The sequence below is a fragment of the Serratia sp. CY31944 genome (assembly GCF_052169175.1).
Lineage (GTDB): Bacteria > Pseudomonadota > Gammaproteobacteria > Enterobacterales > Enterobacteriaceae > Serratia > Serratia sarumanii.
This window is the reverse complement of the sequence record NZ_JBJNLG010000004.1, coordinates 265,300-277,955: the sequence shown is the minus strand read 5'-3', so window position 1 is coordinate 277,955 and position 12,656 is coordinate 265,300. Positions and strand designations below refer to the sequence as shown.

The 12,656-nt window shown below is 58.1% G+C and carries 11 protein-coding genes; 7 read left to right on the top strand and 4 right to left on the bottom strand.

Features of this window, described 5'->3' with window-relative positions:
* Window positions 1–993, bottom strand: coding sequence for a 2-hydroxyacid dehydrogenase (locus tag ACJ8IN_RS06830; protein ID WP_016927571.1), 993 nt, complete (start codon window positions 991–993; stop codon window positions 1–3).
* A gap of 142 nt (window positions 994–1,135) precedes the next feature.
* Complete coding sequence (locus ACJ8IN_RS06825) at window positions 1,136–1,426, bottom strand: putative quinol monooxygenase (protein WP_047567278.1); 291 nt, start codon at window positions 1,424–1,426, stop codon at window positions 1,136–1,138.
* Between the two features lie 139 nt (window positions 1,427–1,565).
* Between ACJ8IN_RS06825 and ACJ8IN_RS06820 the strand changes: the two genes are divergently transcribed.
* From ACJ8IN_RS06820 to ACJ8IN_RS06800, 5 genes are all read left to right on the top strand, one after another.
* The gene (locus ACJ8IN_RS06820) at window positions 1,566–2,396 is read left to right on the top strand and encodes a LysR family transcriptional regulator (RefSeq protein WP_103798499.1); all 831 of its coding nucleotides are present in this window, start codon (window positions 1,566–1,568) and stop codon (window positions 2,394–2,396) included.
* Window positions 2,397–2,713: 317 nt separating this feature from the next.
* A complete protein-coding gene (locus ACJ8IN_RS06815; protein ID WP_308325760.1) occupies window positions 2,714–5,326 on the top strand; it encodes a YdbH family protein in 2,613 nt (870 codons plus the stop codon).
* Window positions 5,323–5,520, top strand: coding sequence for a YnbE family lipoprotein (locus ACJ8IN_RS06810; protein WP_025302979.1), 198 nt, complete (start codon window positions 5,323–5,325; stop codon window positions 5,518–5,520). The genes ACJ8IN_RS06815 and ACJ8IN_RS06810 overlap by 4 nt, the downstream gene beginning before the upstream one ends.
* 8 nt (window positions 5,521–5,528) lie before the next feature.
* Window positions 5,529–5,852, top strand: a complete 324-nt coding sequence (locus ACJ8IN_RS06805) for a YdbL family protein (RefSeq protein WP_308325759.1) — start codon at window positions 5,529–5,531, stop codon at window positions 5,850–5,852.
* Window positions 5,837–5,974: a hypothetical protein gene (locus ACJ8IN_RS06800; RefSeq protein ID WP_107685448.1), complete on the top strand. Its 138-nt coding sequence runs from the start codon at window positions 5,837–5,839 to the stop codon at window positions 5,972–5,974. Before ACJ8IN_RS06805 ends, ACJ8IN_RS06800 begins: the two co-directional genes overlap by 16 nt.
* Here the strand turns inward: ACJ8IN_RS06800 and azoR are convergent.
* Entirely contained in the window at window positions 5,971–6,576 is a 606-nt protein-coding gene (azoR, locus tag ACJ8IN_RS06795) for an FMN-dependent NADH-azoreductase (protein ID WP_033634661.1), read from the bottom strand. The two genes, ACJ8IN_RS06800 and azoR, sit on opposite strands and share 4 nt — an antisense overlap.
* Before the next feature lie 269 nt (window positions 6,577–6,845).
* On the opposite strand from azoR, the gene hrpA reads away from it, so the two are divergent.
* Entirely contained in the window at window positions 6,846–10,733 is a 3,888-nt protein-coding gene (hrpA, locus tag ACJ8IN_RS06790; protein ID WP_308325758.1) for an ATP-dependent RNA helicase HrpA, read from the top strand.
* Window positions 10,734–11,096: 363 nt separating this feature from the next.
* Here the strand turns inward: hrpA and ACJ8IN_RS06785 are convergent, their stop codons facing one another.
* Window positions 11,097–11,720, bottom strand: coding sequence for a TetR/AcrR family transcriptional regulator (locus ACJ8IN_RS06785; RefSeq protein ID WP_033653064.1), 624 nt, complete (start codon window positions 11,718–11,720; stop codon window positions 11,097–11,099).
* A gap of 243 nt (window positions 11,721–11,963) precedes the next feature.
* On the opposite strand from ACJ8IN_RS06785, the gene ACJ8IN_RS06780 reads away from it, so the two are divergent.
* Window positions 11,964–12,629 carry a DUF3313 domain-containing protein gene (locus tag ACJ8IN_RS06780; protein ID WP_047567285.1) on the top strand — a complete coding sequence of 222 codons (666 nt, stop codon included), beginning with the start codon at window positions 11,964–11,966 and terminating at the stop codon, window positions 12,627–12,629.
* Window positions 12,630–12,656: the final 27 nt, after the last annotated feature.

The following is a 12,656-nucleotide window of genomic DNA, read 5'->3' as shown; positions in this document are numbered from 1 at the left end:
TCAGGCGTTCAACTGGTTCGGGCAGGCTTCGCCGCGATCCAACTGGCTGATGTTCTGCAGCGTGGTTTGCGAAATGCTGGTCAGCGCCTCTTCGGTCAGGAAGGCCTGATGGCCGGTAAACAGCACGTTGTGGCAGGCCGAGAGGCGGCGGAACACGTCGTCCTGAATCACGTCGTTAGACTTGTCTTCAAAGAACAGATCGCGTTCGTTCTCGTAAACGTCCATTCCCAGCGCGCCGATTTTCTGCTGCTTCAGCGCGTCGATGGCGGCGGTGGAGTCGATCAGCGCGCCGCGGCTGGTGTTGATCACCATCACGCCGTTTTTCATCATCGCAAAGGCGTCGGCATTCAGCAGATGGTGGTTTTCCGGCGTCAGCGGGCAGTGCAGGGTGATCACGTCGGACTGCGCGTACAGCGTTTTCAGGTCGACATACTCCGCGCCCAGTTCCAGCGCCTGTTCGCTCGGGAACGGATCGTAAGCCAGCAGCTTCATGCCGAAGCCTTTCAGAATGCGCATCGTCGCCACGCCGATTTTACCGGTGCCGATCACGCCGGCGGTGCGGTTGTGCATGTTAAAGCCGATCAGCCCTTCCAGCGAGAAATTGGCGTCGCGGGTGCGTTGATAGGCGCGATGAATACGGCGGTTCAGGCACATCATCATGCCTACCGCGTGCTCCGCCACGGCTTCCGGTGAGTAGGCCGGTACGCGCACCACCTTGATGCCCAGTTCTTTGGCGGCGTCCAGATCGACATTATTGAAACCGGCGCAGCGCAGGGCGAGAATCTCGACGCCCAGCGCCGCCAGTTCTTCGAGCACTTCACGGCTGCCGTCGTCGTTAACGAAGATACACACCGCCTTGCAACCGGCGGCCGTTTTGGCGGTTTTTTTGCTGAGTAAAAAGTCGAAGAATTCCAGCTCATAGCCAAACTGCTGATTCACCAGTTCGAGATATTTACGGTCATACTGTTTGGTACTGTATATCGCCAATTTCATCGTGGTTTCTCCACCGTGATTTTGTGATCAATTTAACAGATTTTAGTAAATTCGACAATTGGTTAGCAGTTTGTCCCGCGCGGGGCTTGTTCTATCAGACAGGGGGGTGAAACCGACCCGCATTGGGCCGGTTCACGCGGTTTTAACGAGCGATTTCCGTGTAATGATGCTCATCGTAATCATGGGTCAAATAACTGTTAACGACATCGTTAAAGGCGATCCAATGAGGCGTTTTCTGGTGTGCTGAAAGCGCCGCCTTATCGTCCCAGTTTTCGATCAGCGCGTAGCTGTTCTCATCGCTCTGGCATTGCCAAAGCTGGTAAAAAGAGCAGCCGGCTTCTTTATTGGATTCCTGCACCATGGTGTTGAGCAGGCTCAGAAACGCTTGCCGCTTGGCCGGATTGACCTGAAAAAAGACGTTGAGCGTAATCATGATTGATTTCCTCGGTCGGTAATGAAACTGGATATCTCCAGGGGCAGCATTGTGCTGACAGCGAGGATTTTACGGACTTGATGGCTGACTAAAAGTGAAATAAAGTTCGTGAATCGTTCACTTTTGGTGAAGGCTTAAGGTGTTTAAACGTGCCCAGTTAGCCACCTTTTGCATGGTGGTGGAGTCGGAGAGTCTCACGGCCGCGGCGGAGCGGCTGTTTTGCGTGCCCTCTAACGTGACCAAGAAATTAAAAGAGCTGGAAATGGCGTGCGGCGTCACGCTGTTCGAGCGTGAGCGCAATCGGTTGTCGCTCACGCCGGAAGGCCGAGCGCTTTACCATAAGGCCAAGCGCTTTTTGGCTATCGAAGAGCGGGCGCGAGCGCAGCTTGAACAGGATCCGGTGCAGGGCGAACTGAAGCTTGGCGCGCTGGATATCGCCTTGAGTCATCATCTGCCGCAAAAGTTGGCCCATTACCGTGCGCAGAATCGCCGCGTTCAGCTGAGTGTGGTGCAGGGATATTCGCTGGATCTGGAGTTTCAGCTGCAAAAAGGGGCGCTGGACGTGGTGTTTTCAGATGGGCCGATCGAACATCCGCAGATGCAGAGCCGGCGTGCTTTCCAGGAGCGTTTGGTCTTCATTGGCGGGGCATATCGGCCGGCGTTGTTGGCAAAAAGCGATCTCTATGTTTATTCGCGGCAATGCCACTATCGCCATCTGGTGGACGCCTGGCTGCAGAAGCAGCAAGTCATCCCCGCCGCGCTGCTGGAGGTGGAATGCTACGACGTGATATTTGCCTGCGTAACAGCGGGATTAGGCTATGCGTTTGTGCCCGAAAGCCTGGCGCGGCAGCGAAAGGTTGCATACATAGAATGCGGGAATGAAATGCGCAGCGATATTTATGCTATCTGGCGTAAAGCGAGCGACAGCCGCATATTGCACGATTTTATTGACGCCGTGATTCGGCATTAAGGCAAAAAAATCCCCACGGGGGTGTGGGGAATGGCTTCTCTAGTACACAGTTAGCTAGCAGCTGAACTTTTATTAGAATGGTTGCAAGACTATTAATCATCAATGGCAACGACAATAACAAAAGTCTGAAAACTGTCCTGTTTATGTGATGCATATGTAACGAAAATCTACAACTCCGCACACGTTTGCGCCAAAAAGGTGCAAATCGCCGCTGCGACCCCGCTCAGCTTCACCCTATGTCAAATTCATGCCATCATTATTGTCAATTCAGGCATAGACTTAACCAATGCCTAACTCAGGAACGAAGCAACCATTTAATGACCAGGCGATTAAAAGTATTCATAGGGACGGTGGCGGGCTGCGCAATTCTGGTGCTGGCGTTGTGGCAAACTTTGCCGCGCTGGCTGCCGGGCGTGTTATCGCATTGGTTGCCGGCGGGAAGCCGCCTGGAGTTGCAGGGCAAATTGCACTGGCGCCAGGGTGGCCTGGCGCTGGCGGGGGCGCGTTTCACCGCGCAAGATTGCCTGCTGACCAACGTCGGGCCGACGCGGTTGGCTTACCGCCAGGGCCGCTGGCAGCTGTCGAGCGATAAGGTCAGCGTCGATAGCGCCTGTTTGTCAAAACTGCCGGGCGGCGATGCCAACAGCACGCCGCTGGCGCTCGATCAGCTGCAGCAACAGCTGCCGCCGCTGGATCTCACCATAAATGACCTGACGATGGTTCCCTGGCAGCGCTATGCCGGCAAGCTGCAGCTTTCCTCCGGCCCTGACGGGCAACGCCTGCATTATCAGGGGCCGAATCTCAGCGCCGAGGCGCAGCTGGATGAAAAACAGCAGCTGACGTTGCAGAGCCTGACCGTCGTCCCGCCCAACAGCGCGCAACCGCTGCGTCTCGCTGGCAAGATAACCATTCCGCTGGATCTGGCCAGCCTGCCGACGCAGGGCGCGCTGCAGGGGGAAATGCAGACCGCCTATCTGGAAAAACCGGTATTGCTGGACATGCGCTGGCAACAGCGGCAGGGCGTGTTGACGGTAAGCGAAAAAGGCGACGATCGGCCGCTGGCGGTGCTGCCGTGGGAAGTCGCGCCGCAGCGGGTCAGCATCAGGCAGGGCGAGTGGCGTTGGCCGTACAGCGGGCAGCCGTTGAACGGCGGCCTGAGCGTTGCGCTGCACGACTGGAGCAAAGGGTGGGATGAAACGGAGATCAGCGCGCGGCTGAACGTGATCACCGCCGGCCACAACGGCAAGGGCAATGCGGTACTCACCCTCGGGCCGGGCAAGGTAGGGTTGACCGACAGCGATCTGCGCTTCCAATTGACCGGTCAGGCCAATCTGGCCGACTTCTCCGCCACCGCGTCGATTCCGGGCGTGATCGGCGGCAGCATTCTCAACCCGACGCTGGTGCTGCAGCCAGGGTCGCTGTTGCGCCTGTGGGGCAAGGTGACGCCGGAAATGACGCTGGAAGAGGCGCGTTTGCCGCTGGCGGGCGTGAAGGTGACTGCCGCCGGTATCACCGGCCGCCTGCAGGCGATTCTGAACGCCAGCGACAGCTATTGGGGGCGCTTCAAGCTGCACCTGGACGGCCAGGCGCAGGATTTCTGGCCGGACAAGGGCGACTGGCAGTGGCGTTACTGGGGCAACGGCCGGTTGCCGCCGCTGCAGGCCGCCTGGGACGTCGCCGGCAGCGGGCGCTGGCAGGACAGCGAGCTGGTGCTCGTCAAGCTCTCCACCGGTTTCGATAAATTGAAGTATGGTTTGGTGACGGTCGCCGCGCCGCGCCTGAGCCTCAACCGGCCGCTGCGCTGGCGGCGTGATGAACAAAGCCCGCAGTTCAACGGCGAGCTGCAACTGGCGGCGGATAAGGTCAGCTTCAGCGACGGCGGCCATCTGCCTGCGCCGGTGCTGGCGCTGCAGGTGAACGGCCTTTCGCCGGACAGTTTCCAGCTGCAGGGCAAACTGCAGGCGCAGCAGATCGGGCCGATCGCGCTGCGCGGCCGTTGGGACGGCGAACGCCTGCGCGGTGAAGCCTGGTGGCCGAAACAGTCGCTGAAGGTCTTCCAGCCGCTGCTCGCGCCGGATCTCAATCTCACGCTGCGCGACGGCGAGTTTTATGCGCAGTCGGCGTTTTCCGCCGCCCGCGAGCAGGGCTTCGAGGCCGGCGGCCACTGGGTGGTGAAAAACGGCGGCATGTGGCTGAAAGACGGCGAGATGAGCGGCCTGGACTTTATCCTGTCGTACCGGTTCAAGCAGCATCAGTGGCTGCTGGGGGCCAAACAGCCGGTGTCGCTGCGCATCAAGTCTTTCAGCAACCTGTTCGAGATGCAGAACATTTCCGCCGATCTGCAGGGCACCTATCCTTATAGCGAAGGGCAGCCGCTGACGTTGAGCAACGTCGGCGTGGACATGCTCAACGGGCATATCAGCCTGTCGGCGCTGCGGTTGCCGCAGCATGACGCCGCGGTGCTGAAGCTGGACAAGGTCGATCTCAGCGCGCTGTTCACCGCCCTGAAGCCGAAGCAGTTCGCCATGTCCGGCCGGGTCGACGGCGAGCTGCCGCTGTTCCTGAACCACCCGAAATGGCTGGTGCAAAACGGCTGGATCGCCAACGCCGGCACCCTGACGCTGCGGCTGGACAAAGATATGGCCGACGCCATCGGCAGCAACAACCTGGCGACCGGCGCGGCGATCGACTGGCTGCGCTACATGGAAATCAACCGTTCGCACGCCCGGGTCGATCTCGACAACCTGGGCGAACTGACGCTGAGCGCGCGTATCGACGGCATCAACCCGCAGAAGAACGCCAAGCGCGAGGTGATCCTGAACTATCGGCATCAGGAAAACGTGTTTCAGCTGTGGCGCAGTTTGCGCTTCGGCGACAATTTACAGGAGTGGCTGGAGCAGGCCCTCTCACAACCTGGGGAGCAACAATGAAAATCATGAGTGTGTCGACGCTGGCAGCGGTGCTGTGCGTTTCGCTGCTGAGCGGCTGCGTGCCGCGCATCGAGGTGGCGACGCCGAAGGATCCGATCACCATCAATATGAACGTCAAGATCGAGCATGAAATTCATATCAAGGTGGATAAGGACGTCGAAAACCTGCTGAAAACCCAAAGCGGTCTGTTCTAGGAGCCGACATGAAAAAACGTTATTTGTGGCTGGCCGGTGCCACCTGGTTGTTCAGCGGCGTGGCGATGGCGTTGACGCTGGATGAGGCGAAGCAGCAAGGGCGGGTGGGCGAAACCCTGAGCGGCTATATCGCCCCGGTGAAGCAGGACGCGGAAACGCTGGCGCTGGTGAAGCGCATCAACGCCGGCCGCGCCGAGAAGTATCAGGAAGTGGCGGACGGCAACCATATCGCCGTCGACGAAGTGGCGCGCATGGCCGGGCAGAAGCTGGTGACGCGGGCGCAGAGCGGCGAGTATGTGCGCGGCATCAACGGCCAGTGGCTGAAGAAATAAAAAAAGCGCGCCGTCTGGCGCGCCAAGAGATACGGATAGATGATTATTATGAGGGTAGTGCAGGTTTGACAGGACTTGCTTCTTGTCCGGCAGGGGCGCGGCGCCCCTGCGCAGGATCTTAGGCAGACACCACCTGAGACAGGGCCGCCTTGGCGTCTTCCTGTGCTTTGGTCGCCACTTCCGGGCCGTAGGCGATGCCTTCCGCGAAGACGAACTCCACGTCGGTGATGCCGATGAAGCCCAGGAACAGACGCAGGTAAGGTTCCACCAGGTCGGTCGGGGTGCCTTTATGAATGCCGCCGCGGCTGGTCAGGATCACCGCGCGTTTGTTTTTCACCAGGCCTTCCGGACCGTTTTCGGTGTAACGGAAGGTCACGCCGGCGCGGGCAACCAGGTCGAAATAGTTTTTCAGCTGGGTCGGGATGTTGAAGTTGTACATCGGCGCGGCAATCACGATGACGTCATTGGCCTGCAGCTCGGCGATCAGCTCGTCCGACAGGGCCAGCGCTTCTTGTTGACGCGGGGTCAACGGAGCATCGGAAGGACGCAGCGCGCCGACCAGTTCACCGTCCAGCACCGGGATGGGCTGTGCGGCCAGATCGCGCACGGTGATAGTGTCGCCGCTGTGGGCGTTGCTCCATTGCTCTACGAAGAAATCGGCCAGTTGGTTAGACTGAGAGTAGGTCGCCAGGATGCTTGATTTCAGAACCAATACGTTGCTCATCGATAATTCCTTACGTTGTGACAGTGACATCAGGACTCAGCGTCCCTTGCATGGAGTACATGCTATTCACATTCCTCCAACAGTGATAGCGCAATATTTCGAGATCTTCGTTCGATTTTATTGAATGACATGGCGAGGCTTTACTCGCGGAAGTAGGGGGAGAAAGCCGTTTGTGATAGGCTGTGCGGCTAAAGCAAAAAAATCGCTAAAAAAACATCAAACCGTTGCCAAGCCTGGCCTTGGCGGCGAAGAAACAAGGAACACCGAACGTGAAATCTCCGCTCGAGGCACTGCCGGCCCAACTGGGTGAGCTGATGCTCCGCGATCAACAACGCCTGCGTCGTCGCCTGCAGGGCGCACGAAAAATCAAAAATCCCGATGCCCAGCTGGCGGTTGCCGCCGAAGTAGAAAGCGACATCGCGGCGGCGCGGCAAAAAGTGCAGGCGCGCGCCGCGTCTTGCCCGCGCATTACCTATCCGGAAAGCCTGCCGGTCAGCCAAAAAAAGCAGGACATATTAAACGCCATCCGCGATCACCAAGTGGTGATTGTCGCCGGGGAGACTGGCTCGGGGAAAACCACCCAGCTGCCGAAGATCTGCCTGGAACTGGGGCGCGGGGTGAAAGGGCTGATCGGCCATACCCAGCCGCGCCGCCTGGCGGCGCGCACCGTCGCCAACCGCATCGCCGACGAGCTGGAAACCCCGCTCGGCGGCAGCGTCGGCTACAAGGTGCGCTTCAACGATCAGGTGGGAGAAAATACCCTGGTCAAGCTGATGACCGACGGTATCTTGCTGGCGGAAATTCAGCAGGACCGCCTGCTGATGCAGTACGACACGCTGATCATCGATGAAGCGCACGAGCGCAGCCTCAATATCGACTTTATTCTCGGCTACCTGCGCGAACTGTTGCCGAAGCGCCCGGATCTGAAGGTGATCATCACCTCGGCGACCATCGATCCGCAGCGCTTCTCGCGCCATTTCAACAATGCACCGATCATCGAGGTTTCCGGCCGCACCTACCCGGTGGAGGTACGCTACCGCCCGGTGGTCGACGACGGCGACGATACCGATCGCGACCAGCTGCAGGCGATTTTCGATGCGGTGGACGAGCTTGGGCGCGAAGGGCCGGGCGACATTCTGATCTTCATGAGCGGCGAGCGCGAGATCCGCGATACCGCCGACGCCCTGAACCGCCTCAATCTGCCGCATACCGAGGTGCTGCCGCTGTATGCGCGCCTGTCGAACAGCGAGCAGAACCGGGTATTCCAGTCGCACCACGGCCGGCGCATCGTGCTGGCCACCAACGTGGCGGAAACCTCGCTGACGGTGCCGGGCATCAAGTACGTCATCGATCCGGGCACCGCGCGCATCAGCCGCTACAGCTTCCGCACCAAGGTGCAGCGCCTGCCGATCGAACCGGTGTCGCAGGCTTCCGCCAACCAGCGTAAAGGGCGCTGCGGCCGCGTATCGGAGGGGGTGTGCATCCGTCTGTACTCCGAGCAGGATTTCCTGTCACGGCCGGCGTTTACCGATCCGGAAATTCTGCGCACCAACCTGGCGTCGGTCATTCTGCAGATGACCTCGCTGGGGCTGGGCGACATCGCCGCGTTTCCGTTCGTCGAGGCGCCGGACAAGCGCAACATTCAGGATGGCGTGCGCCTGCTGGAAGAGCTGGGGGCGATCGCCACCGCCGACAACGGCCACTATCAGCTGACGCCGCAGGGCCGCCAGCTGGCGCAGTTGCCGATCGACCCGCGTCTGGCGCGCATGGTGCTGGAAGCGCAGAAGAGCGGCAGCGTGCGCGAGGTGATGATCATCACCGCCGCGCTGTCGATTCAGGATCCGCGTGAGCGCCCGATGGACAAGCAGCAGGCCTCGGATGAAAAACACCGCCGCTTCGCCGACAAGGACTCCGACTTCCTGGCGTTCGTCAACCTGTGGGATTATCTGCAGGAGCAGCAAAAGGCGAACTCCTCCAGCCAGTTCCGCCGGCTATGCCGCAACGATTTCCTCAACTACCTGCGGGTGCGCGAGTGGCAGGATATCTACACCCAGCTGCGCCAGGTGGTGAAAGAGCTGGGGCTGCCGATCAACAGCACGCCTTCCGACTACCGCAGCGTGCACACCGCGCTGCTGACCGGCCTGCTGTCGCACATTGGCCAGAAGGATGCGGACAAGCAGGAATACACCGGCGCGCGCAACGCCCGCTTCTCCATCTTCCCCGGCTCCGGCCTGTTCAAGAAGCCGCCGAAGTGGACCATGGTGGCCGAGCTGGTGGAAACCAGCCGCCTGTGGGGGCGCATCGCCGCGCGCATCGAACCGGAATGGATCGAGCCGCTGGCTCAGCACCTGGTGAAACACAGCTACAGCGAACCGCACTGGTCGAAGTCGCAGGGGGCGGTGATGGCCAGCGAAAAGGTCACGCTGTTCGGCCTGCCGATCGTCGCGGCGCGCCAGGTCAACTACGGCTCCATCGATCCGCTGCTGTGCCGTGAGCTGTTTATTCGCCATGCGCTGGTGGAGGGCGACTGGCAGACGCGCCACGCCTTCTTCCGCGAAAACCAAAAGCTGCGCGCCGAAGTGGAGGAGCTGGAGCATAAATCACGCCGCCGCGACATTCTGGTGGATGACGAAACGCTGTTCGGCTTCTACGATCGCCGTCTCCCCAACGACGTGGTTTCCGGCCGTCATTTCGACAGCTGGTGGAAGAGCGCGGCCAAACAGCAGCCGGATCTGCTGAACTTCGAAAAAGAGATGCTGATTAAGGACGGCGCCAACAAGATCAGCGCGCTCGATTACCCGAACTTTTGGCATCAGGGCAACCTCAAGCTGCGGCTGAGCTACCAGTTTGAACCGGGCACCGACGCCGACGGCGTGACGGTGCACATTCCGCTGCCGATCCTCAACCAGGTGGAGGAGCAGGGCTTCGAATGGCAGATCCCCGGCATTCGCCGCGAGCTGGTGATTGCGCTGATCAAATCGTTGCCGAAACCGGTGCGCCGCAACTTCGTGCCGGCGCCGAACTACGCCGAGGCGTTCCTTGGCCGCGTCACTGCGCTGGAATTGCCGCTGCTGGACGCGCTGGAGCGCGAGCTGCGGCGCATGACTGGCGTGACCGTGTCACGTGATGATTGGCAGTGGGATCAGGTACCCGATCACCTGAAGATGACCTTCCGCGTGGTGGGCGAGAAAAATCAGACGCTGCGCGAAGGCAAAGACCTGGCCGCGTTGCGCCTGCAGCTGAAAGAGAAGGTGCAGGAGACGCTGTCGGCGGTGGCCGACGATGGGCTGGAGCAGAGCAATCTGCATGTCTGGAGCTTTGGCCAACTGCCGGCGTTTTACGAGCAGAAGCGCGGCGGCTATTCGATGAAGGCTTACCCGGCGTTGGTGGATGAAAAGGACAGCGTGGCGATCCGCCTGTTCGACAGCGAAAGCGAGCAGCAACAGGCGATGTGGCAGGGCACGCGCCGCCTGCTGTTGTTGAATATTCCTTCGCCGATCAAATACCTGCATGAAAAGCTGCCGAACAAGGCCAAGCTGGGGCTCTACTTCAACCCGTACGGCAAGGTGCTGGAGCTGATTGACGATTGCATTTCGTGCGGTATCGACAAGCTGATCGCCGAACACGGCGGCCCGGTCTGGCAAGAGGAAGGCTTTACGCGCCTGCAGGAGCAGATCCGCGCCGAGCTGAACGACACGGTCGTCGAGGTGGCCAGGCAGGTTGAGCAGATCCTGACGGCGGTCTTCAACATCAACAAACGGCTGAAAGGCCGGGTGGATATGTCCTTGGCGCTGGCGTTGTCGGACATCAAAACCCAGCTTGGCGGCCTGGTCTACCGCGGTTTCGTCACCGGCAACGGCTGGAAACGCCTGCCGGACACGCTGCGCTACCTGCAGGCGATCGAACGCCGATTGGAAAAACTGGCCATCGATCCGCATCGCGATCGCGCGCAGATGCTGCGGGTGGAGCAGGTGCAGCAGGCCTGGCAGCAGTGGCTGAACAAGCTGCCGCCAAAGCGGCAGCAGGAGGAAGAGGTGAAAGCGGTGCGCTGGATGATCGAAGAGCTGCGCGTCAGCCTGTTCGCGCAGCAGCTGGGCACGCCGTACCCGATCTCCGACAAGCGCATTCTGCAAACTATCGAACAGCTTTCGGGCTAAGTTCGGGCGCGCCGGCCGGCGTCGAACGACAGACAGCACAACTGGCCGGGCAGAAGGTTTTGGGCCGCCGGGCGAGAGGGGGCACCGTGGAGGCATTCCCCTGGCATATTTCTGCCAGGGGGCGTTTGCCTGTCCAGGCTCGGCTCCGATGGCATGAAAGGCGAGCCGAACCCTCTTCGAGTGCGCTGGAGGCTGCATTACTGAGAGAACGGGGATGTTTCAGGTGCATGTTTGTCTCAAAGTCTGTTTCGAAAACCTTGAATACCAGATGCGTGACTACACTGAATTTAATGATTCAGCGTGATTTCAAACGAATCGTTAAAAGATAAAAATGAGGGATGCCTGAGGTACAGAGGCCTTTTTTCAGCCATTATCTCTGAATGCCGCTCCATTTAAAAACATGTGAACTGCATGGCAAACCATTTCCTGAATTTGCGGTGTACTTAGCGGGGTTAATTGGCGCTGGTACACACGCATATCAACCTCTGCGGTTAATAGCGACAAAAATTGTAAAGCTCTAAGGTGCGGATCTGCCAAATGCAGTTCCTTACGCTCCATCGCTATCGCCATGAGTTCCGAGAGTTTTGTTACACTTTCTCGTATTCCTGCATCATAAAATAGAGTGCCGATATCAGAATTACCAGACTCGGCAACCACCATCCGATAAACGGCGATTGCGCTATTATCGTTGGCAACAACCTGCAGCTTTCGCTCGGCAAAACGCATCAAAGTCTGTTCCAGCGTGAAAGTTTGCGCATCAATCATCAGTCCCTCAGCGGCTTCTGTGAGGTGCTGAGTTGCATGTTCACGAACAACGGCGACAAATAGCGCCTCTTTAGAAGGGAAATAACGGTAAAGAGTCGCTTTCGATCCGCCAATCCGCTTGACCAGTTCATTCATTGACGCTCGTTCATAGCCCATTTCTTGAAAAAGCAATGCCGCTTCTTCGACGATAGCGTCGCGGCGTGCTTTAGTACGTACTTTCATTAGCATTCCTTACCGTTAAAGCAATGGTTATATGACAAGACGCTTTTTCTTGACACGCGATGAAACTGTGATAAAAGTGTACCAAGTGGTACTGTTTTGGTGTTTTTGTAATCGATCTTGGTTGTGTACACCACCATCCACCTAAAGAAAAAGTCTTGTTAAGCACCATATTTCGGTTGTTTTTCTGGGGAAAAACAATCAGTTAAAATCAGTATCGATGATATCTCTGGTCGGGAGTCTTAAATGTCTAATTACATCAACGCTTTTCTCTTGGTTGTTGCGGTACCTACCGTTATTTTGGCCGGATGTTCGGCAAAACCACCGGTACGGTATGCTAGCATTGATTCATCATCATTGCTCACTCCTAACACTGATGATAAATCCAACCGTATTCCTTACCGCTATGCCCCGCCAGTGGACTGGAGTAAATACACCAATATCATTATCGAACCGGTCGTTATTTATCAAGGGGGGGATCACCAGTTTGGCGATCTCTTACCGGAAGAGCGCAAGTTATTGGCGGATTATATGTATAACAAATTCAGCGAAAGTTTGCGTCCACACTTCCGAGAGGTCAGCACACCAATTTCCGGTACTATCCGATTAAAACTGACGCTAACAGGTGCTGATACGACGACGTCTTTTATCGGCACTATCACTAAGTTAGACCCTCTGGTGGGAGGGCCTTACAATATTGTGCAATCTATCCGTGGTGAGGAAGGATTATTCAACGGCTCAGTGAATTACGTTGTGGAGCTTTATGATGCTTCTAACCATAGCCTTCTCAACGCCTACGTGGCCAGACAGTATCCGAATGCCATGAATATCGGTGCAAGTATCGGCTCGCTCAACGCGGCCGAGGTGGGAATTGACAAAGGTGCGGAAGAGCTGGCTGAGATGTTGAATTAATTATGCTCAAAGTGCTGATGGTGAAGC